General features: G+C 47.8%; 17 protein-coding genes and 1 riboswitch. Of the genes, 10 read left to right on the top strand and 7 right to left on the bottom strand.

Annotated elements, in window-relative coordinates:
* Positions 1-16 precede the first annotated feature (16 nt).
* From ACYSNS_RS04885 to ACYSNS_RS04860, 6 genes are all read left to right on the top strand, one after another.
* Complete coding sequence (locus ACYSNS_RS04885) at positions 17-2068, top strand: hypothetical protein (RefSeq protein WP_461722027.1); 2052 nt, start codon at positions 17-19, stop codon at positions 2066-2068.
* A 16-nt stretch (positions 2069-2084) separates the two neighbouring features.
* Positions 2085-3779, top strand: coding sequence for a hypothetical protein (locus ACYSNS_RS04880; RefSeq protein WP_461722026.1), 1695 nt, complete (start codon positions 2085-2087; stop codon positions 3777-3779).
* Between the two features lie 532 nt (positions 3780-4311).
* Positions 4312-5670 carry a Na+/H+ antiporter NhaA gene (gene nhaA, locus ACYSNS_RS04875; RefSeq protein WP_461722025.1) on the top strand — a complete coding sequence of 453 codons (1359 nt, stop codon included), beginning with the start codon at positions 4312-4314 and terminating at the stop codon, positions 5668-5670.
* Positions 5671-5811: 141 nt separating this feature from the next.
* Complete coding sequence (locus ACYSNS_RS04870; RefSeq protein ID WP_461722024.1) at positions 5812-7041, top strand: putative DNA modification/repair radical SAM protein; 1230 nt, start codon at positions 5812-5814, stop codon at positions 7039-7041.
* Positions 6983-8473: a UdgX family uracil-DNA binding protein gene (locus ACYSNS_RS04865; protein ID WP_461722023.1), complete on the top strand. Its 1491-nt coding sequence runs from the start codon at positions 6983-6985 to the stop codon at positions 8471-8473. Before ACYSNS_RS04870 ends, ACYSNS_RS04865 begins: the two co-directional genes overlap by 59 nt.
* Before the next feature lie 278 nt (positions 8474-8751).
* Positions 8752-9057 (top strand): hypothetical protein, encoded by a 306-nt coding sequence (locus ACYSNS_RS04860; RefSeq protein WP_461722022.1) that lies wholly within the window; start codon positions 8752-8754, stop codon positions 9055-9057.
* 96 nt (positions 9058-9153) lie between these two features.
* Here the strand turns inward: ACYSNS_RS04860 and ACYSNS_RS04855 are convergent, their stop codons facing one another.
* The 3 genes from ACYSNS_RS04855 to ACYSNS_RS04845 form a co-directional block, all read right to left on the bottom strand.
* On the bottom strand, positions 9154-10185 hold the full coding sequence (locus ACYSNS_RS04855; RefSeq protein WP_461722021.1) for a glycosyltransferase family 4 protein: 1032 nt from the start codon (positions 10183-10185) through the stop codon (positions 9154-9156).
* 4 nt (positions 10186-10189) lie between these two features.
* On the bottom strand, positions 10190-11005 hold the full coding sequence (locus ACYSNS_RS04850; RefSeq protein WP_461722020.1) for a UDP-2,3-diacylglucosamine diphosphatase: 816 nt from the start codon (positions 11003-11005) through the stop codon (positions 10190-10192).
* A gap of 197 nt (positions 11006-11202) precedes the next feature.
* Entirely contained in the window at positions 11203-12735 is a 1533-nt protein-coding gene (locus ACYSNS_RS04845; protein ID WP_461722019.1) for a class I SAM-dependent methyltransferase, read from the bottom strand.
* 373 nt (positions 12736-13108) lie between these two features.
* Between ACYSNS_RS04845 and ACYSNS_RS04840 the strand changes: the two genes are divergently transcribed.
* The 4 genes from ACYSNS_RS04840 to nadC all read left to right on the top strand — a co-directional run bounded on the left by ACYSNS_RS04840 (position 13109) and on the right by nadC (position 17436).
* A complete protein-coding gene (locus ACYSNS_RS04840; RefSeq protein ID WP_461722018.1) occupies positions 13109-14002 on the top strand; it encodes an NUDIX hydrolase in 894 nt (297 codons plus the stop codon).
* 65 nt (positions 14003-14067) lie between these two features.
* Positions 14068-15036 (top strand): quinolinate synthase NadA, encoded by a 969-nt coding sequence (gene nadA / locus ACYSNS_RS04835; protein ID WP_461722017.1) that lies wholly within the window; start codon positions 14068-14070, stop codon positions 15034-15036.
* Positions 15033-16565, top strand: a complete 1533-nt coding sequence (locus ACYSNS_RS04830) for an L-aspartate oxidase (RefSeq protein WP_461722016.1) — start codon at positions 15033-15035, stop codon at positions 16563-16565. The genes nadA and ACYSNS_RS04830 overlap by 4 nt, the downstream gene beginning before the upstream one ends.
* Before the next feature lie 19 nt (positions 16566-16584).
* Positions 16585-17436: a carboxylating nicotinate-nucleotide diphosphorylase gene (gene nadC / locus ACYSNS_RS04825; protein WP_461722015.1), complete on the top strand. Its 852-nt coding sequence runs from the start codon at positions 16585-16587 to the stop codon at positions 17434-17436.
* A 54-nt stretch (positions 17437-17490) separates the two neighbouring features.
* Here the strand turns inward: nadC and nrdF are convergent, their stop codons facing one another.
* Genes nrdF through nrdH form a run of 4 tightly spaced genes read right to left on the bottom strand, consistent with a single transcriptional unit; the run spans position 17491 to position 21229 of the window.
* Positions 17491-18465, bottom strand: coding sequence for a class 1b ribonucleoside-diphosphate reductase subunit beta (gene nrdF, locus ACYSNS_RS04820; protein ID WP_461722014.1), 975 nt, complete (start codon positions 18463-18465; stop codon positions 17491-17493).
* A 10-nt stretch (positions 18466-18475) separates the two neighbouring features.
* Complete coding sequence (nrdE, locus tag ACYSNS_RS04815) at positions 18476-20626, bottom strand: class 1b ribonucleoside-diphosphate reductase subunit alpha (protein ID WP_461722013.1); 2151 nt, start codon at positions 20624-20626, stop codon at positions 18476-18478.
* Positions 20611-21006 (bottom strand): class Ib ribonucleoside-diphosphate reductase assembly flavoprotein NrdI, encoded by a 396-nt coding sequence (gene nrdI / locus ACYSNS_RS04810; RefSeq protein ID WP_461722012.1) that lies wholly within the window; start codon positions 21004-21006, stop codon positions 20611-20613. Before nrdI ends, nrdE begins: the two co-directional genes overlap by 16 nt.
* 1 nt (position 21007) lies before the next feature.
* On the bottom strand, positions 21008-21229 hold the full coding sequence (gene nrdH, locus ACYSNS_RS04805; RefSeq protein ID WP_461722011.1) for a glutaredoxin-like protein NrdH: 222 nt from the start codon (positions 21227-21229) through the stop codon (positions 21008-21010).
* 338 nt (positions 21230-21567) lie between these two features.
* Positions 21568-21775, bottom strand: a riboswitch (cobalamin riboswitch).
* Between the last annotated feature and the right edge of the window lie 54 nt (positions 21776-21829).

Genomic DNA, 21829 nt, shown 5'->3' with positions numbered 1-21829 from the left:
GACAGGAAGAGATTTGATGAGTTCCCATACCGTAGAAAAAGCCGAGAAGAAATCCATTCTGCCGAAGATCATTATCGGCCTTGTCATTCTCGCTATCGTCTGCGGCGGCGTTTTTTTCTATCTTAATCAGTCGGCGCAAAAACGTGTTGTGAAATTTCTGCATCGCAATGGTGTCAGCTACGCCTCGCTGGATGTCGATTGGAAAGGGCGTTTCGTCGCCCACGATATTAAAACCAAAGTGTTCAACGGCATCGACACCACGATTTCTACCATTAGCGGCGATGTGGCATCATCAGGTTTGAAAAGCAAAAAGCTGGTCCTTAAAGATATCAGCTATCAATTGGAAACAACGAAGGTCCTCATTCCTCTGGTGACTTTGGAAGGTTATTCCGTCAAGCCTCAGGCGTCCGGTAGCGGTTCGAAGTCTGGCGCAACCAATGCAGACAGTCTTTTCGATATATCCGATATCGATATCAAAAAGGCGACCATACCGTCTGTGACGATGGAACAGGACTCCAATGGGATCAAGCAAAAGGTACTCTATAACGCTATCACCTATGACGATGTGAAACAGGGGGTGGTAAAAACCTCCACAATAGAAAGTTCTGCGCTTGATAGCCAATATAGCGAAGAAAATGCCAAACGCGATGGCATTCGCTCCATCTCTGCAAAAGTCGGCAAGACAGTCAATGCGGACATATCCTTGCCCAACCTTATCAATTATTACACCAAACAGTCGACAGCGTTGGACGAAACAAATCCTTATAAAAGCATCGTTGGACCATGGTCGGCAGATAACATCGCGTTTACCATCGAGAATGTTGACGATCCGACGATTATTGGCACCGTCGATCAAATAACCGGTACGACTTTTACGACACGTCTACTGCCTTTTTCTCTGCTGACATTTAGCAATGAGCTCGACGCTTTGGATACCGATGTCAATTCGGATCCTGCCAAGCAGGCGGCATTGGGCGAAAAAGCTTTACAGTTATTGGCGGCAATCGGCGCTGCAGATATCCAATTTCACGGATTAAAAATCGCAGATAAAGAAATTGCAATGAGCACGGATAACCTTGCCCTCTCCTACGGGGAAAATGGCTTCAACACATCGATGGCGGGTTTTGCCATAGCGACCGAAGATGCGCATATCAAATTACAGGAATTTGCTGTTAAAGATATGCGTTTCCCGGAAGCCATGGACGCATTGAAAAAACTGAATGCACTTTCGATTGACCCCACCTCATCCGATAAAGCCCGCAATAAAGCCATTTCCGATGTTTCCGGCTTGGCATTTGTGCCGCGGTTTAAAAACATCCATCTCAAGGGGTTGGATATTGATGTCAAGACGCAGGAGGATTCAACAACATCAGGCAAGATGAAGCTTGATTCACTTGACGTTAATGCCGATTATGCGCTGGCAGCCATTCCAACAAGCCTTCGCATTGTCATGAACGGTATGCAAACACCTGCCTCCGATATTGATGACAGTTTGCTCTTTTCACTTCCCGGGGCGGGACCAGAAATCTGGAAGTCGCTTGGATACGACGTTATCAACACCGATATGACCTTCGATGCCGCATGGAACAAGGATAGCCAACAGCTCGATATCAAGGAGTTATCCTATAAGCTTCAGGATATGGGCAGTGTTGTTTTCAAAGGCACTTTGTCCAATGCGAGTGAAGCATTATTTTCAGAAAATTCTATGACCATGGCCGCAGCGGCTATCGGGCTAAGGGCACAAAACATTGACATGTCAGTCAATGTTGATGGCATATTAAACCGTTATGCAAAACAACAGGATGAAACGGCTCAGGCTGATTTTGCCGAACAACGCCGTCAAGCGGCTATGCAGGCGCGTATGGCAATTGCACTGTTTCTTGGTGCAGAAAGATCGCAGCAAATTGGTGAAGGCCTGCAAAACTTCATCGAGAGTGGTGGAACATTGAACGTTCATGCAAAAGCCAAATCTGAAAATGGTTTGAGCCTGCTCGACATCGTTATGGCTGAATCCAACCCGCTTTTATTGCTTGAGAAAATCGATTTAAGCGCAGATACACAACATTAAGACTGGAAGAATTGATATGGCCAATTTCGGTGGCTGGTTAAAGGCAACAATCAAACGCTGGCTGACATATATTGTCGGATTTGTCGTTATACTGGCAATTCTGGCGGTAGGCGGCTTCTACATGGCCAAGCCCTATCTGGATAGCTTTGTTTCGGGTGAAATGGCCAAACGCGGTGTTAAAGCCGACAGTTCTCAGGTTAGTATTCTCGGCAAGGTCAACCTTACCAATGTGACTGTGCCGGTACCTGCCGGAGTATCTTTGAAAATCGGTGCCATATCCGGCCGGCCGCCTGTTTCATTCCTCCCCGGTTCTTTCACGCTTTATGATATCGACCTTACGCGCGACAATGTCCATTTGCAGATACCTGAAATCACACTCAATGGCATATCATTAAAGGACAAAGATACCGCAATTACCTCCCATGTTTTGCAGGCATTGATGCGGGTTGCTGTTTCGTCGGTTAGCGCCCCTGATATGATGGTGTCATTGACCGGCAAAAACGGCGAATCTGAAAAGGTCAATATTAAAGGCTTTTGGCTTTCAAGCTTCAAAAACGGTTATATCGGTTCCATCGGTGTTGCGGGTATGAGCACCAATGTCGGCTTAGCTGCCGTTACCGCTGATGATAGCAATACAATAAGGCTGATGGGCAAGAGCAACGCCATGGAAGCGCGTGACATCGACATTGGCTACGCCTATTCCATCATGGCAGGAAAAATCAATGCCGATGGCGTTGGCCGCACGGTGATCGGGCCAGTCGAACTTGGTGATATTGCCGTTGATATTTTTGAGGGCACAAACCGTAATGCCCATTTCGCGCTCGGGAAATTCAAAACATCCGGCCTGAAAATGCGGCCGATGCAGGACCTCCCCGAAGAATTGGCAAAAACCTATCTTGAAGCGAAAAAATCGGGTAACGAGGCTGCTGAAAAAGCTGCACGTAACGCTCTGGTTGTGGCTGTAGTCTCGGCGATTACATCGGTTGACGCGGAAATCGAAAAGGCAGATATCGACCTTCCCAAACTAAAAGCAAGCCTCAATTCCTTCCAATTGAAACCGCGTGAATGGAATCAGCCAGTCCCCGAAAGCCTGCTTGTCTCGCTCGACGGCCTTTCGCTCAATACCGCTGAAATGCCGCAAAAGGATATAGAGTTTTTGAAGAATATGGGCTTCAACACGCTGGACCTTTCCGGGAAACTCGACTTTTCCTATAATTCCAGTCGACAGACCCTTGCATTGAACGCCATGTCCTTTGATGCCAAGGGCATTGGTTCTGGCGAAATGTCAGCAAAGGTGATTGATGTCAATCCAAACCTTTTTTCCGGTGATAAGGATTTAGCATTGGCTGCGGCTGAACAGATTGGCGTCACCGAAATCGATATGCGATATTCGGATTACGGCTTTATCGATAAATTCTTCACCTATCTGGCACAAAGCCTCAATGACACCAAGCACGACCTGAAACAGGAGCTTTATGACGACTTTTATCTCGTTATGACCAAGAGCCCTGAAATGTTGTTGAAGGATCATGACGAAGCGCAGAAAATCTCAGCAGCTTTCGGTGAGTTTGCGAAAAAACCGGGCACTTTGACCATATCCGTTCGGGCCAAGGATGCAAAAGGTCTAACCGCGACCGACTTGGAAACTGCCTTGCAAAATGATCTTGCTACAGCAGTCAACAAAGTCAATTTGGTGGTCAAAAACCAGTAAGCAAAGACTTACGCCTTCAGAATGCCGCGATGAAAGCGGCATTCTGACAACCGCATAAACGACAGCTTTTGGTGAGAGTGAATTTCGATCTGATAGGGTCAGATCGAAGCTGCAATTCAATTTCTATACTGCGTTTTATTGATAGCCTTGGGATAAGAAAACGATCCTGTGAACCGTTTTTCCGACGGATGCGCTTCACACTTTTCGGAGAGAGCTTTAGAGTAAACCCGTTTTCGATTAAATCCTGGTTTTACTCTCACTCATCGTTTTATCGTATTCACGGCACGAAAAGTTATTCAACTTTTTCTGGAAACACTCAAAGGCGCGAATTCTACCACCACGATACAAAACCGTTACTGCTCAACATTGCATGACAGCGCCACTATGTGAAGCAATAGCCGTCGTTTCTACTGAATGCGAATGCCTTGCATTGTCCCCTCTATTTTTGTTATATAATTTTCAGGGTGTCCTTCAAACGAATTGACGGGCAGGTTATCAGTTGGTCGGGCCGCCAGCTCTTTGGAGCCTGCCTATGGAAAATTTGAAGTCCAACCATTTCCCTAATCGTGCCACTATTATCGCCGAGCGTGCTGTTTCAGCAGTGGAACGCTTTCTGCATATCGAAGCGATGAGCGGTCTTGTCTTGATAATTGCTGCGGCAGCGGCTCTTGTGATCGCCAACTCATCTTACGCATCACTCTATACACAATTCTGGCACATGCCTTTCGGTATCCAGATTGGCGCGTTTTCATTTTTTCGGGATTTGCATTTCTGGGTCAATGACGGTCTTATGACCGTATTTTTTCTCGTCGCCGGAATGGAAATCCGCCGTGAAATCCACGAAGGCGCCCTTTCCGATTTAAAGCAAGCTACGCTGCCTATTATCGCGGCAATCGGCGGCGTCTGCCTGCCTGCCCTCATTTATCTATTTCTTAATGTGGATGGGATGCGTGCCCATGGCTGGGCTGTTCCGACAGCAACTGATATTGCTTTTGCGGTGGGCATTTTAGCCCTTCTCGGCAAAGCTATCCCAGCGAACCTTAGGGTCATCCTGCTTTCTCTCGCCATTATCGACGATATTATTGCCGTACTCATCATTGCCGTTTTCTATTCCAACGGTCTTGAGTTTCACGGCGCGGCAATCGCTATTTTTGGTATTGTCGTTGTATTTTTCTTCCAATGGATAGGCATTGCATCGGCTTGGTTTTATATATTGCCAGCTGCCATCATCTGGTGGGGGCTTATGGTTCTTGGTGCCCATCCCTCACTCGCCGGCGTCATCCTTGGAATGATAACACCGGTCTTGGTGCCCCGCCACCGCCTGTCACCACTCGCACGTATCTCTTCCGCGCTTGAAACGTTGCAAAACGTGCAACAACACAATTCGCCTCGTCATATCACTGCGGCCTTGAAAGAGCTACGGCAAGGGCAACGCGACATGGTTCCACCGGTAACACGTATTCAAATGGCCCTTCACTCCTGGGTTGCTTTCGTCATTATGCCCATTTTTGCATTTGCCAATGCCGGTGTCAGCTTTTCCGGATTTGACCTCTTTGCTGATGGGGCTGCATGGATTGTATCTGGCGTTGCAGTCGGTCTGTTCATCGGCAAACCGGTCGGTATCTTACTGGCAAGTTTCATTGCTGTAAAAACCGGCCTTTGCCGTCTGCCCCCCCATGTCACTTGGTCTGGCTTGCTGCTTGCAGGCTTCCTTGCAGGTATCGGTTTCACTATGGCAATTTTCGTCGCTATGCTGGCATTCACCGATGCAAACCAGTTAAATGCAGCAAAAATCGGCGTTCTTGGTGGCTCTGGCTTATCCGCCCTAGCCGGGCTTGCCTATGGCCTTGTTTATCTTCAAATGGAAAAACCAAAAAATACGCCCAGCTGATCGACTATTGATTGCTCAGTTTTGATACAAGGCAATGTCACAATTGCCTTGATTGGCGTATTTTGGTCAAAAAATCATAATATTTTCGTGCAGCGATCTCACCATATTGCTTTTTTCGACAGGAACATATAGTGAACATTTATGGCGAAAACATTGAAAGAAAAACTGGCAATTCTTGCCGATGCGGCCAAATATGATGCTTCCTGCGCATCAAGCGGTTCCACGCGCGCGCCGCAGACCAATAAGGGGTTGGGGTCGACAGAAAATATGGGAATTTGCCATTCCTATACACCGGATGGCCGGTGCGTATCGCTTTTAAAAATTCTATTGACCAATTTTTGCATTTACGATTGTGCCTATTGCATCAATCGCTCGTCCAGTAATGTTGAGCGGGCGCGATTTACGACCGATGAAGTCATTTTTCTGACATTGGAATTTTATCGGCGAAATTATATTGAAGGTTTGTTTCTCTCATCAGGCATTATACGTTCGGCTGATGCCACCATGGAACAAATGGTTCGCATAGCGCGTGAATTGCGTTTGGTGCATCACTTTGGCGGTTACATCCATCTCAAAACCATTCCGGAAGCCAGTCCTGCTCTTATCGAAGAAGCAGGGCTTTATGCAGACCGGCTTTCTATCAATGTTGAACTTCCGACCGAGCAAGGCATTGCTGAACTTGCTCCGCAGAAAAAACCGCTGACCATAAGGCAAGCTATGGGCAATGTCCGGCTGCATATTGAAGATGCCAAAGATCCGACGTTGCAGACCAAAAAACGCAAAAAGTTCGCTCCGGCAGGTCAATCGACCCAAATGATTATTGGCGCAGACGCCACAAATGACGCGACGATTTTGCAATCGAGCGCGCGGCTTTACTCGGGCTATCAACTCAAACGTGTTTATTATTCAGCCTTTAGTCCGATACCTGATGCATCTAAAATCTTGCCGGTGAAAAAGCCGCCGCTTTTGCGAGAGCATCGTCTTTATCAGGCCGACTGGTTGTTTCGTTTCTATGGCTTTGAGATGAGCGAACTAACATCTGACGACAGCAACGGCATGCTTGATCTTGATTTCGATCCGAAATTATCATGGGCGCTTAAAAACAGGCATCTGTTTCCTGTCGACATTAATAGGGCCGAGCGGGAAATGTTGCTGCGTATTCCTGGATTGGGTGTGCGCAATGTCAAACGTATCCTTACTGCGCGTCGGTTCAAACGTCTGACATTTGAAGATTTGAAAGCTTTTCATTTGCCGATGCGCAAGATCAAGCCATTTATCGTAGTCGATCAATGGACGCCAGCAGGTATTTTAGATGCCGCTAACCTTATCGACCGGTTTCGTCCGCCGCCCGATCAACTTAGTCTATTTTGATATGAAGATTGTTTCCTTACAAAAACGGGCCGATTTCAATGAATGGCGCGATAATGCGCGCCAACTGCTGGAGCGGGATATACTGCCAGAACAGATTGACTGGAATTTATCCGCGCAATCAGCTCTATTCCACCAAGAGTCCCCGCCGGATACGCTAAGTAAACGTGGATCAATCGAAGTACCGCGGCGCTTTTTGTCCTTGGCGGAATTGGTGCTGTGTTACAGCAGTGAAGACACGCCTGCTTTACTCTATCGTTTGCTTTATCGGCTGCAGACCGACAAACAATTGCTACAAAAGCTTTATGACCGGGACGTATCTGATGCTTTATCCCGCGAAAAATCCGTTCGCCGTGACATCCATCACATGCATGCCTTTTTACGTTTCAAAGAATCACCGCGCGCTGGAGAGCGGCGCAATTTCACCGCTTGGTATGAACCAGACCATTTTATTGTAGAGCGGGCAGCCCCCTTTTTCTGCCGTCGGTTCAGCGACATGGATTGGCAAATCCTGACCCCCAAAGGCAGTTTGCGGTTCGAGCAGCAAAAGCTTACCATCGGGCCAGCAGTTGCTAACAAGCCAAACCAAAACGATGACGCGGAAGACCTTTGGAAAACCTATTTCAGCCATATCTTCAATCCCGCGCGGATGAAAATCCAAACCATGCAAAGTCATATGCCGAAGAAATTCTGGCATAACTTGCCTGAAACCGCGATGATCGGCACTATGATTGCCGGTGCTGAAACCCGTGTTAAAAAGATGCATGAACAACAGGCGATGCAACCGCCACTTTTCCACCAGCGTCTAGCAAAGCAGCCTGTTCAGGAAGATAATGACAGCAATAATGCTGACACGTTGCCAGTTCTCAACCAAAACATACAAAAATGTCAACGCTGCCCTTTGCACTGTTATGCGACCCAGGCAGTTTGTGGTGAAGGAAACGCCGCGGCAAAATTGATGGTGGTGGGCGAACAGCCGGGTGATCGGGAAGACTTGATCGGTCGACCATTTTCTGGACCGGCAGGCCAATTATTCAACCGTACATGTGAACAAGTGGGATTGGACCGCAGCAATATCTATCTGACTAATGCGGTCAAGCATTTCAAATATGAGATGCGGGGCAAAAGGCGTATGCATAAAACCGCCAACCGGTCTGAAATTCAGCATTGTCGCTGGTGGCTTTTACAAGAAATAGCGCTTGTTAAACCAAAACTCATCGTCACAATGGGAGCAACTGCACTTTTTTCTCTCACGGGTAACAATAAATCTTTGACCGAAATGCAAGGAAAAATAATCACCTCAGAAGAGTTACCGCCAATTCTTCCGACAATCCATCCCTCTTACCTTCTACGCCTGCAAGATAAAGTTTTGAGCAACAAACAAGAGGAAGCTTTTGCACGCGTGCTGAAATACGCGGTAGAAAACACCGGTTGATATTGCCGAGTCGATAGTCAATAAACCGCTCACAAACCGGTGATGCGTTTGTCATAAAATCCGGGAGCTGCCTTACAATACCTTCATAACAATCTGTTTTTATTTATTTTTTTCTTTATAACATTTCCGTGATCGATACATGAAAATGTGAATTGAGTTCGTCCCCCCGAAAGAGCAAATAAACACTTAAGAGAACGGAACATGTTTCCAACCTCGCAAGTTTTAGATGCAAGCTATTTCCTGGATAAGGAACGGCTGATAGAAATGGAGAGAATAAAATGAAAAAATTACTTTTGATTGCTGCTGCTGGTTTGTTGAGTGTTGGCAGCGCCTATGCCGGTAATGCATTTGGTGACGGATCGCCTGAAAACACATATGTTATCGGCACAGCTGCCCATTCAGGATTGAGCACACCGCTTACTGGAAATTCACGCGCTTATACACGCGCGAATGGTTTTGGTGGCGGATCGGTTGATAACCGTTATGTTCCGGGTCATGCCGCCAATTCAGGTTTATCAGTTCATAGCCTACCAAAAAGCGACATGTCGCATTTCGGCGACGGATCACCTGCTAACCAGCAGTAATCTATATTTAATTATTGCACAAAAGCCGACCTTTAAAGGTCGGCTTTTTTTGTATGCCAAATCAGGTAAGCGTATTTTGCAATACTTTTGGATAGGCTAGGCCGCATAACTTGGCTTGTGCTTACCTTTCCGATCTTTCGAGACAAGGGTATGGCGGAAAATGTCGACACAACGTCCCCAAGTGAAGTTTTCCAAAGCCTTGTCGGGGTCGATCCGTCCCTTTCCCAATGCTGCCATGGCTGCATATTGCAAGTCTTCAGATAAAACGCCTGCACCGTTCACGGCGATGATGTCGCTTGCACCCGGCACCGGATATCCGGCCACGGGAAGGCCACTGGCCATGGCCTCTAGCATGACAAGCCCGAATGTATCGGTTTTGGATGGAAAAACAAAAACATCCGAACCAGCGTAAATTTCAGCCAATTCCTTACCCTGTTTTTTCCCAAGAAACACCGCATCCGGTGCCATGGCTTCCAATCTGGATTTATCCGGTCCATCCCCAACAATAAGCTTTGTGCCCGGCAAATCGAGCTTCAGGAAAGCCTCGATATTTTTTTCTATTGCCAGCCTGCCAACGCTCAGAAATATAGGCTTGGGTAGCCCGAGGTCTATTTGTGGTTGGGGATGAAAAATAGCACGGTCTACGCCCCTGGTCCAAACGGTCAAATGTTGGAAACCACGCTCTTTCAAGATTGTCTCGATTGATTGGGTGGGCACCAAGGTCATTGCTGCGGCGTTATGAAATCTACGCAGCCAAGCGTAAGTTAGCCCAAGCGGAACCGGTAATCTTTCCGACAGATATTCGGGAAAGCGCGTGTGAAAACTGGTGGTAAAGCGCCAACCTTTTCGTTTGCAGATCCAGCGTGCCCAAAAACCCAGTGGCCCTTCCGTTGCAATGTGCACAGCATCGGCTTGTAATGCTTCCATACGCTTTGCCAGCGCAAAAGGTGATACAAGCGCCAAGCGAATTTCGGGATAGGTCGGACAGGGAAGCGACCGATAATCTTCCGGCGATATGATCGTTACTGAAACGTCGCGCTCGGCCAAACCTGCAACGAGATTTTCCAATGTCCGAACAACACCATTGACTTGCGGGTGCCAAGCATCGGTAACGATAATGACCCGCATTGGCCTATCCCCTACTCGCAAGCGCTACAACATTGCCGCGATCGGCCGTTTGATCAGCTGAATTTGTCCAGTCTATCAGCTCAAGCCGACCATCCTCATGTTCGACGATTGCGGTGCAACTTTCCACCCAATCACCGGTATTGATATAGGATATTTCGTGGATTGTTTCGATCGTCGCATGATGGATATGGCCGCAAATCACACCGTCTACCCCCATGCGGCGTGCTTCGTCCGCCACGACACTCTGAAAGTCACCAATGAAATTAACAGCCTTTTTAACACGATATTTTGCCCATGCGGAAAATGACCAGTAACGCAGGCCAAGTTTGCGGCGTATCGCATTCATAACCAGATTGAAACCCAGTGCCGCATCATAAGCCCAATCGCCCATAAGAGCGATAAAACGCGCATGACGCACCACCACATCAAACTGATCGCCATGGAGGACAAGATATTTACGGCCGTTTGCCGCTTCAAACATGGCGCGATCGGTCACTTCGATACCACCAAAATGCGTGCCCTGAAAATCTCGTAGAAAAGCGTCGTGGTTGCCTGCGATATACACGATACGTGTACCCTTGCGGCTGCGGCGCAAAAGCTTTTGAACGACATCATTGTGTTCCTGTGGCCAAAACCAGCTGCGTTTCAGCCGCCATCCATCTACAATATCTCCAACGAGATAGATGGTTTCTGCTTCATTCTGGCGTAAAAAATCAAGTAAAAACGCTGCTTTGGCAGAACGTGATCCGAGATGGATATCGGAAAGAAATATCGTTCTGTAGCGCTTGGGTGACTGCACGGTCGACTGAGGTATTACCATGTCTATCTGCTATCCTTCTTTTGGATAGCAATATGCGTGATTCACGTGACAGTGACATGACCGCTTGATGATAGAAATATGACAGTTTCGCTTATGCAGGGTATGTGCGCCCCAAAGCTAAACGACCATTTCTTGTTTGAGACGCCGCGATTTTATCGTTGCCGACGGCAGTGCTGACCCCGGACGACCATCAAAAATCAGAGCGCGCCAAGCGCTTTCCATAACGGAATATAGACTTTAATAACTTTTTCGATATGCGGTTTCAAAAATGTAATCGTTTCACTTCTCGTTTCGATGGTTCTATTATCGTGGATAAGCTTGTCCTGTCGTTCTTTGAGAATATCAGCAATGTGGCTTGTCAACGTATCCAGTGTTGTTTCAGCACCCTGCATAATGGCCTCATAAGCCAGCATCTCGAATAGACTGAGTGGTATTGCCTGTCCCGTATTCGCACATGCCAGAGTAGCATTTGTGCGTGCCTGCTGGCTGCAAGCATTGATGTAAGCCTGATTAAACCTGAGAATATTGGCACTGGGCTGGCGGTTTGCGTCGGGTATTGTCAATTTGACTTGTTGTGACCCGATTAGCACCCCCAAAATTTGGCGGGCATTGGGGTTGGTCTCGGGCACACCGGGAAGCTTCATCAAGTCGCCAATGCGCTTTGGGCCTGTTTTCAATGCAGCAAAAATCGGCTCATAAAGGTCGCGGTTCAGATTAGCCTGTCCAAGCGGTATGTTGATATCGAAATTGACATTTTCGGACGAAATACAAAGCTCTATGACACACTCTTCGATGCGCTGGATTGCGCGCCTGTCTGGTAGTCTCTGCGGGCCTTTTATGAAAAGATCGCGGCGAAAGGTGCGATCAAGGAAGTAATCCTTCAATGTTTCAACCGACCCCGGCGAGGCTTTGACAAGCTTGTCATTCTGACTGGGGGTAAAGGAGAATTCTCCGAAATTCTCAAGAATATTTGCTGTGCCGAAATAGCTTAGTTTTGCTGCGGCAAGGTCACTTGCAACATCGACGTGAAAGGTTGGATCCCAATCTTCATTAAGATATTCATGGCTGAGATAAGACCCGCTCTTAGAAATCTTTTCGACAAAATCCTTGGGCAGAAAACGCGCATTATCACCGACGAGCGCACGGAGCTTTTCCACCGCACCCAAAGCGCGCTGGTCGCTTTTTCCAATTTCATCTTCCGCCAAAAGGAATAACAGCTTACGCAAGGGAATGATATTCGACCAACCGGGAAGCGCGTTATACGAAACGTAAACCACACCGCCGGGTTTCAAATATCGGTCAAGAAAACGTATAATATATGCGCGGTTTTCATTATTGATCCAACTCCATACCCCGTGCAATGTAATGTAGTTAAACATCGGCATATTGGCTGGCAGCTTTCCTTCAGCCAATTGCTTAAAGGACTCTTCGCCAAAATGGACGTTGGAAAGCCCACCGTTTTTAGCCATGCGCCTGGCTTCTGCAATATGGGACGGATTGAAGTCAAATGCCCAGACATCTGCATGGGGATTTGCAGCGGCAATCATCAATGATGTTTCTCCCCGTCCGCACCCAAGCTCGCAGTAGCCAAAAGCTTCACCCGGCTGCACCGGTAGTTCAAAGCCGTTCACATAACAAACCGCGTTGATGTGGGAAGGTGTCTGTTCATAATAAAAGCCGGGTATGTATTCAATATCCGAAACATAACCATCGGTCCAATTCAACGTCATATTATTCTCCCCAGAGTGTATTGCAACACCACTTCATCAATAAAGAAGCCCGCGTCAGATAGGCTGCGACTGTTATTTATAACAATCAAATGGATGCGGCGATAGCAAGGATAGAATTTTATTCATAAATTTTACAGAGATATAGTGGGCCTCTATCTAACATTTCATTATGAATGAACAACTGAATATCCAAAACATTCGGCTGATTTCTATTCTTAACATTTCATCATAGTCCATATCACAGTTCCACAGATAGTGGATCGGATTACGCAAACCATATATCTACATATCGAAACATTTCTGCTTGCCAAGTCTCAGTGTTTCCGCGAAAAAAGCAAAATAGATATATACATAGAGGACAAGTGCCGATCCCATGACTGCCGGATTAACACAAACCGAATTGATAGCTGTTCTTGTAGCCGTTACAGAGTATAATCCCCGTGTTATGACCGTCCAAGGTGGACGAGCCCTGCCCTCCGGCCCCTTCGTGCTGAACCACCATAGCCTGCAATCCGGCCTTCGCGACTGGATAGGCAAGCAGACGGGACACCCTGTCGGCTTTCTTGAGCAATTATACACTTTCGCTGATCGTAATCGTATCCCAGAGCGGCCCGACATCCGTACCATATCCATCAGCTATCTGGGTCTCGTACGCGAACAAGCCGGAATGAGCACACAAACCGAATGGCATGACTGGTATCAGCATTTTCCTTGGGAAGACTGTCGCGAAACGCGAAATCCCTGCACCGGACACCTTATTGACGCACTTAATCACTGGGCTGATAGCGATAAAGCCGAATATGAGCTAAAGCAGCGGCGCATAGCGTTTTTGTTTGGCCTTGAAGGCTATGAATGGAATGAAGATTTGATCCTGCAACGCTATGAACTGCTTTATGAAGCGGGATTGGTGCAGGAAGCAGGAGGCATACTAGAAACGGGCATAGCCATGTTTGCTGATCACCGACGCATATTGGCTACAGCTATTGCGCGGCTTCGTGCAAAAATAAAATATCGCGCGCTGGTATTTGAATTGGTGCCGGAAGAGTTCACCCTATTGCATCTGCAAAAAACAGTGGAAGCTATAGTCGGACGACGTTTGCATAAACCCAACTTCCGCAGGCTGATAGAACAACAGGGATTGATCGAGGAAACTGGCGAACGACAGAGTGAGACAGGTGGAAGGCCAGCCAAGCTCTATCGCTATCGTGAGGCTATCGTGGAAGAACGCGCACTTGCGGGTTCAAAACTTCCACTGGCACGCGATTGACATAATCTCTTTATGAGTATAATAGATTCTTTGATATACTCTTCACGAGTATAAAGGAGGATATTATGCTGCAGCCATCAATCGATGATCTTTATGCCAAGGTTAGCGCGGTTATACCGAAAGCGGAATGGATGGGATTTCGCGCTGATATCGCGGCAATCCAGCGGCTGAAGCAACAGCGCAACGCCGTTATTCTGGCGCATAATTATCAAACACCTGAAATCTATCATGGAGTTGCCGATATCGTCGGAGACAGTTTGGCGCTGGCGCGAGAAGCTGAAGCGGTCGATGCCGACGTGATCATAATGGCAGGCGTGCATTTCATGGCGGAAACGGCGAAATTGCTTAATCCGGATAAAACAGTGCTCATTCCCGAAATGGGCGCGGGCTGTTCGCTTGCAGAATCCATCACGGTTGGAGATGTACTCAAGCTACGAAGAAAATATCCAGGCGTTCCGGTCGTAACCTATGTCAACACATCCGCGGCGGTAAAAGCCGTATCGGATATTTGCTGCACATCCGGTAATGCCAAACGCATCATCGAAGCATTGGATGTACCGCGCGTTTTAATGATCCCCGATGAATATTTGGCCCAAAACATTGCGCGCGAAACCGGCGTTGAAATTCTGACATGGCAAGGGCATTGTGAAGTACATGAGCAGTTTACGCCTGATGATATTGCACAATTGCGTCACAGCTATCCGCAAGCGGAAATTTTAGCGCATCCGGAATGCCCACCTAACATCATAGAACTCGCAGATTTTTCCGGGTCCACGGCCCATATGTCGGAATATGTGGGGGAAAAAAGCAACGGTCAAGTTGTTCTCCTCACCGAATGTTCGATGAGTGATAATGTAGCCGTCAATCATCCTGATATCGAGTTCATCCGGCCGTGCAATCTTTGTCCGCATATGAAACGTATTTCGTTGCGCAATATCCGCGAAGCGCTTGAGCAGAACCGCCATGAAATTAAAATCGATCCTGCTATTGCCGTAAATGCGCGGCGTGCGGTCGAGCGGATGTTGGCACTATGAGCCAAAGGCTTCAACCGGATGTGATTGTGGTTGGCAGTGGTTTGGCAGGAATGCTTGTGTCGTTGCAGCTGGCACCGCGAAAAGTCTTGCTGATGACGCGCTCCACCCTCGGTATGGAAACATCAAGCCGTTTGGCCCAAGGTGGAATTGCCGCCGCCTGGAGTGCCGATGACGATGTTCAGTCCCACATAGACGATACGTTGGCAGCCGGTGGGGAACTGTGTGACAGACAGGCTGTCCGTGATATTCTATCGCATAGCGCCCAAGCAATTGAAACATTGCGAACCTATGGTGTCCACTTTGATAGCGATAACAAAGGGGAGCCATATCTCGGTTTGGAGGCTGCACATAGCCATCATCGTATTTTTCACGTCGATGGCGATGCAACCGGAAGGGCTATCGTAGACGTGTTATGCCAAAAAATACGGCAAACACCATCTATTACTGTTTTGGAACATGCGATTGTCGACCGTCTATTGGTGAAAGATAGCAAGGTTTGCGGCGTTAATTTCTCGACCCATGATCAAAGCCACAATATTGCGGCCTATGATATTGTTCTAGCGACAGGCGGTATTGGGGGCCTCTATGGCGACAGTACCAATCCAAGCGAGAATTATGGCCAAGGACTGGCCTTGGCGGCAGCCGTCGGAGCGCGTTTTGCCGATCTTGAATTTATCCAGTTTCACCCAACCGCCCTGGATACCGCATCCCGCCCGCGGACGCTTATCAGCGAGGCCGTACGCGGTGAAGGGGCGTTTCTCATCAACAGCCAATCAGAAAGGTTCCTTAGCCAAACAATCGGAGAAGATCTTGCCCCGCGCGATATCGTCGCCCGGAAAATTGCGCAAGAGATTGAAAATGGCAAACACGTATTTCTTGATGCCCGGCAACTGAAAGACAAAGCATTTGCAGAGCGTTTTCCTTCCATTGACAAAGCATGTCGGCAGGCTGGTATCGACCCGCAACGACAGCCGATACCGGTATGCCCGGCACAGCATTATCATATGGGGGGTATCGCCACGGATACGTTTGGCCGCACCAGCATTGCCGGGCTTTGGGCTATTGGTGAAACATCGTCAACAGGTTTGCATGGAGCCAACCGGCTTGCCAGCAATTCGCTTCTTGAAGCATGCATTATGGCAATGCGGACAGCCGAAACAATCAACAACCAAATACCGTCGAATTGTCTAGCCGATGCGACGCTCGGACTACCTGAAGCACCAAGACAATACGCATTGCAATCGGTACAGCCTATCATGCAACGCCATCTTGGCATTATCAGAAACGGCAGCGGTCTGATGGATGCAATTTGCAAACTCATGGAGCTCTATAAAAAAGCCGAATTTCCAGATAATCCGGCGATCATTGCTTTGATGATTGCCGTTTGCGCCTATAACCGGCAAGAATCGCGCGGCGCCCATTGCCGCTCCGATTTTCCGACACAAGCACCGGAAGCAAAAAGAAGCTTTACCGACTGGTCGCAAACGTTGCAGCAGGCAGAGATGCTTTATCATAGCGTTGTCAAATAGCAATAAAAAGGACGTTGACATGGTTTTATCCCCTCTTCCCGCTATCATGACTGAGCCGATCATCCGCAACGCACTGCTTGAGGATTTAGGGCTTGCGGGCGATATCACAACCAATGCCGTTATTCCAAACGACCATCATACAACGGTTGTTATGGTTGCGCGCCAATATGGGGTCGTTGCAGGTGTTGGCATTGCCGCACAAGTTTTCAACCTGTTGGATCGTTCAGTGGCATTTGAAATCTTACGAAAGGATGGCGACACAGTCGACGTCGGAGAAACAATCGCTATACTGCAAGGCCCATCGCACGCTATTTTAACGGGTGAACGCACGGCGCTGAATTTCATCAGCCACCTATCCGGCATTGCCAGCGTTACAAGGCAGATTGCCAACGCCATTCGCCATACAAAAGCACAGATTGTTTGCACGCGGAAAACAACACCAGGTTTGCGAATGCTGGAAAAATATGCCGTGCGTGCCGGTGGCGGCATGAACCACCGTTACGCCCTTTCTGATGCTCTTCTGATTAAAGACAACCATATTGCGATTGCAGGCGGGATAACCGCAGCGTTGGACCGTGCCCGCACCCATAGCGGCCATATGGTGAAAATAGAAATCGAGGTGGACACACTGGAACAACTTGACGAAGCGCTAAAAGCCGGTGCGGATGCAATCTTATTGGACAATATGACAATAGATATGCTGCATCAGGCTGTTACACGTGTTGCAGGACGGGCGCTGACGGAAGCTTCAGGACGAATTACACCACAAACAGCGCCGGCGATTGCGGAAAGCGGTGTCGACCTTATTTCAGCAGGCTGGATAACCCATAGTGCGCCTATCCTTGACATTGGTTTCGATTTCGTCGGCTGAAAGGATGGCGTAAAACCGCCATCCCTGATCGACATTATCACCGCATGCTGATGGTCAAAAGTCCCAGTCGGCATCCTCGGTTGCAACCGCCTTGCCAATAACATAGGAAGAACCAGAACCAGAGAAGAAGTCATGGTTTTCGTCAGAATTGGGTGAAAGTGCTGCCAGAATAGCCGGATTGACCTTGCAGCTTTCAGGCGCAAACAGGGCTTCAAAGCCAAGGTTCATCAGTGCTTTGTTGGCATTATAATGCAAAAACATCTTCACATCTTCGCTCAAGCCGATACCGTCATAGAGCTGTTCGGTATATTTGCTTTCTATATCATAAAGATCCATCAGAAGTGAAAAGGCAAAGTCTTTGATCTCTTCCTGCTTTTCGACCGGCAGTGTTTTAAAGCCGAGTTGAAACTTGTAGCCGATATAGTAGCCATGCACCGCTTCGTCACGGATAATTAATCGAATAAGATCGGCGGTATTGGTGAGTTTTGCCCGACTTGACCAATACATTGGCAGATAAAAGCCGGAATAGAATAGAAATCCCTCTAAAAACACCGAAGCGATTTTCTTTTTTAGGGGATCATCCGCACGATAGTGATCGAGGATCAGCGAGGCCTTTTTTTGCAGATACTCATTTTCGGTTGACCATCGATAGGCGTCATCAACATCGGGCGTCAGGCAAAGTGTTGAAAAGATCGAGGAATAGGATCGCGCATGAACGGCTTCCATAAAGGCTATATTGGTCAACACGGCCTCTTCATGCTGTGTCAACGCATCGGGCAAGAGCGAAATTGCTCCGACGGTATTCTGCACTGTATCAAGCAGCGTCAATCCGGTAAAAACACGGATCGTCAGTTTCTGCTCTTCCGGCGTAAGACTTCCCCATGACGGAATATCATTGGAAAGCGGAATTTTTTCAGGAAGCCAGAAATTTCCAGTCAGGCGGTTCCAGACCTCAAGATCCTTATCGTCTTCAATACGGTTCCAATTGATTGCCGTGATCGGCTGGCGGGTGGTCGATTTAACTGTCATGTCTTTGCTCTTATAAACTACAGGAGACGCAGGTCTCAACTTCGGTTCCGCTTAAGGCCATCTGGCGTAACCGGATATAATAGATACTCTTGATGCCCTTCTTCCACGCGTAAATCTGTGCGCGGTTTATATCGCGGGTCGTTGCCGTATCGGGAAAGAAAAGCGTCAAGGATAATCCCTGATCGACATGCTGGGTTGCCGCGGCATAGGTATCAATGATTTTTTCCGGCCCAATCTCATAGGCGTCCTGATAATAGGCAAGATTGTCATTGGTCATGTAGGGTGCAGGATAATAGACACGCCCTATCTTGCCTTCTTTGCGAATTTCGATTTTCGATACAATCGGATGGATCGATGAAGTTGCATGATTAATGTAGGAAATGGAACCGGTCGGAGGCACAGCCTGCAGGTTACGGTTGTAAAGCCCGTATTTCTGAACCGATTTGCTCAGTTCCCGCCAATCATCCATCGATGGCAGGCGAATATTTTTATCAGCAAAAAGAGCTTTGACCCGTGTGGTTTGCGGCTGCCATTGCCGATTGACATATTTCTCAAAGAACCGGCCATCCGCATAGGCAGATTGCTCGAAACCAACGAATTTCTCCCGCCTTTCCTTGGCAATAAGATTGGAGCTGCGCAGTGCATGAAAGGCGATTGCACAAAAATAGATGTTGGTAAAATCAATCGCTTCTGGCGAGCCGTAGAAGATCTTTTCCCGTGCAAGAAAACCATGCAGGTTCATTTGCCCCAAACCGATGGCATGGCTGTCTTTATTGCCTTTGGCAATTGTTGGTACACACTCGATGTCACTCATATCTGATACCGCTGTCAAAGCACGGATAGCGGTTTCGACAGTCTGGCCAAAATCGGGTGAATCGATGGTCTTTGCAATATTGAGCGAGCCAAGATTACAGGATATATCGCTGCCGATTTGCGCGTAGCTCAAATCGACATTCATGATGCTTGGCGCATTGACCTGCAAAATTTCCGAGCACAAATTGCTCATATTGATACGCCCGGCAATTGGATTTTCCCGATTGGCAGTATCCTCGAAAAGAATATACGGATAGCCCGATTCAAACTGGATTTCAGCAAGCGTTTGGAAAAAATCCCGCGCACTGATTTTCTTTTTGCGAATACGCGGATCGTCCACAAAAGCGCGGTAGTGTTCGCTTAGCGCAATATCACTGAAAGCTTTTCCCGTGATACGCTCGACATCGTAGGGCGAAAACAAATACATATCTTCATTGTTTTTTGCCAATTCAAAGGTGATGTCTGGAATGACAACACCTAGCGATAGCGTTTTAATGCGGATTTTTTCATCAGCATTCTCGCGCTTGGTATCAAGAAAACGCATAATATCCGGATGATGCGCATTAAGATAAACCGCACCTGCGCCTTGTCTGGCACCCAACTGGTTTGCATAGGAAAACGCATCTTCCAACAGTTTCATCACCGGCACAACGCCAGAAGACTGATTTTCAATCTTTTTTATCGGCGCCCCTGCTTCACGCAGATTGGTCAGACACAGAGCCACACCGCCACCACGTTTTGAGAGCTGCAACGCTGAATTGATCACCCGTCCAATGGATTCCATATTATCTTCCACGCGGAGAAGAAAACACGAAACAAGTTCGCCACGTTGTTGTTTACCAGCGTTAAGAAATGTCGGCGTTGCGGGCTGGAAACGCCCCGACATGATCTCGTCGACGAGCTTTTCACTTAGCTTTTTATCGCCGCGTGCCAAGGTTAGCGCCACCATGCAGACACGGTCTTCATAGCGCTCCAGATAGCGCTTTCCATCAAAGGTCTTCAGTGTATAGCTGGTATAATATTTGAACGCGCCCAAAAATGTGGGAAAGCGGAACTTCAGCCCATAGGCCTTTTTGAACAGTTTTTTAATGAAGGCAAAATCATAGCGTTCCAAAACTGCTTTTTCATAATAACCTTCATCCACCAGATAATCGAGCTTTTCCTTTAGATTATGGAAGAAAACGGTATTTTGATTGACATGTTGCAGGAAATATTGGCGAGCCGCCATCTTATCCTGATCGAACTGGATACGACCGTTTTCATCGAAAAGATTGAGCATCGCATTGAGTGAATGATAGTCTTGCGGAGGCGTCATATCTCCCGAATGTCCGTTTAGTTTTGGTTCCATAAATTTTCCAGTCCCTGTATCACGAGGCTTACATCCTCGGACGTTCCACGCAGTTCAAAACGATAGAGGCAGGGCACATTGCATTTTTCAGCAATGACCTTTCCTGCCAGTGCATATGTCCAGCCAAAATTACGATTACCCCCGGCAATAACGCCGCGTAGCCACTTCCGGTTTTCCGGTTCATTCAAAAAGCGAATAACCGTTTTCGGTACAGCGCCCTGTCCCTCTGAACCCGCATATGTCGGCACAACAAGAACATAAGGTTCGTTGATTAAGGGCGCGGCCGCAGTTTTATCCAACCGGAGCAATTTTTGGCCCAGTTGCTCGACAAAATGATGCGTATTGCCGGTGGCACTCGAATAGTAAACCAGTAGCCCCATTTCAGCCGAGCCGGTTGATCATATCCGGCCGAAAACCCGCCCAATGGTCTTTACCTGCAACGACAACCGGCACCTGACGATAGCCAAGACTCTGAACATAAGAGAATGCCTCAGCATCTTCTGATACGTCGATAATATTATATGGAAGACCCTTGTTATCCATGGCGCGATAGGTGGCATTGCATTGAACACAAGACGGTTTGCTATAGATGGTGATTGTCATTGTTTCTCTCTTTAAACGAAGTAAGGCTAAGCTCCGCCCCGGGACACCTTGGCAGATTATATGTGTGCAGTTGTGTGAAGAGCTCCAAAATGCTTGCGCGGACTGTGCGCTGCGCTCCCTGAAAACCAAGCGCTTTTATCAGGTTGGAACACCTATCGGAATGTAGATCTGATTTTTTGAAGTTGCCTTCATGTACCCCGTGAAAACTGGGGTATAAGACCAAGGATAATTTTTCTACTGCGCATAAACTTCCTTCCCGAAGTTTGACGGGACAAGCGCAGCAGCAATGCCATAGATGAAGACCACCCGACAAAAGCCACAGCGGAACACCCCGTCCGTTGACATTCTAACCCAAGGCAGGTCTCCTGGCTTATGGCTTCATATGCAAACCGCCTTCCCAAAGCATCCACTTCAGTGGCATAGAGGCTTGCACTCACCATTCACAGTTGCGGGGGCAGCTTCGGCACCGGAAACATCCTAACCGAATTCCCTCTTAGCTTTTTGACTCACATCGAATCAAAAAGAACCTTGAACACTAGATATAGTATATGTTGTTCGTTTAAGGTCAATATCAATCAACTGCTATACAAACATTTTCAC

Source organism: Bartonella sp. LJL80 (assembly GCF_054871565.1).
The sequence above is the reverse complement of the archived record's forward strand: the minus strand, read 5'-3'. Positions and strand labels throughout refer to the sequence as shown.

Coding starts and splice junctions, on each gene's coding strand:
- ACYSNS_RS04865 (WP_461722023.1), top strand. CDS start 6,983: ATGCCGCTAACCTTATCGACCGGTTTCGTCCGCCGCCCGATCAACTTA.
- ACYSNS_RS04845 (WP_461722019.1), bottom strand. CDS start 12,735: ATGACGTTGAATTGGACCGATGGTTATGTTTCGGATATTGAATACATA.
- nadA (WP_461722017.1), top strand. CDS start 14,068: ATGCTGCAGCCATCAATCGATGATCTTTATGCCAAGGTTAGCGCGGTT.
- ACYSNS_RS04850 (WP_461722020.1), bottom strand. CDS start 11,005: ATGGTAATACCTCAGTCGACCGTGCAGTCACCCAAGCGCTACAGAACG.
- ACYSNS_RS04840 (WP_461722018.1), top strand. CDS start 13,109: ATGACTGCCGGATTAACACAAACCGAATTGATAGCTGTTCTTGTAGCC.
- ACYSNS_RS04830 (WP_461722016.1), top strand. CDS start 15,033: ATGAGCCAAAGGCTTCAACCGGATGTGATTGTGGTTGGCAGTGGTTTG.
- ACYSNS_RS04860 (WP_461722022.1), top strand. CDS start 8,752: ATGAAAAAATTACTTTTGATTGCTGCTGCTGGTTTGTTGAGTGTTGGC.
- nrdI (WP_461722012.1), bottom strand. CDS start 21,006: ATGGGGCTACTGGTTTACTATTCGAGTGCCACCGGCAATACGCATCAT.
- ACYSNS_RS04870 (WP_461722024.1), top strand. CDS start 5,812: ATGGCGAAAACATTGAAAGAAAAACTGGCAATTCTTGCCGATGCGGCC.
- nrdH (WP_461722011.1), bottom strand. CDS start 21,229: ATGACAATCACCATCTATAGCAAACCGTCTTGTGTTCAATGCAATGCC.
- nadC (WP_461722015.1), top strand. CDS start 16,585: ATGGTTTTATCCCCTCTTCCCGCTATCATGACTGAGCCGATCATCCGC.
- nrdE (WP_461722013.1), bottom strand. CDS start 20,626: ATGGAACCAAAACTAAACGGACATTCGGGAGATATGACGCCTCCGCAA.
- ACYSNS_RS04885 (WP_461722027.1), top strand. CDS start 17: ATGAGTTCCCATACCGTAGAAAAAGCCGAGAAGAAATCCATTCTGCCG.
- nrdF (WP_461722014.1), bottom strand. CDS start 18,465: ATGACAGTTAAATCGACCACCCGCCAGCCGATCACGGCAATCAATTGG.
- ACYSNS_RS04855 (WP_461722021.1), bottom strand. CDS start 10,185: ATGCGGGTCATTATCGTTACCGATGCTTGGCACCCGCAAGTCAATGGT.
- nhaA (WP_461722025.1), top strand. CDS start 4,312: ATGGAAAATTTGAAGTCCAACCATTTCCCTAATCGTGCCACTATTATC.
- ACYSNS_RS04880 (WP_461722026.1), top strand. CDS start 2,085: ATGGCCAATTTCGGTGGCTGGTTAAAGGCAACAATCAAACGCTGGCTG.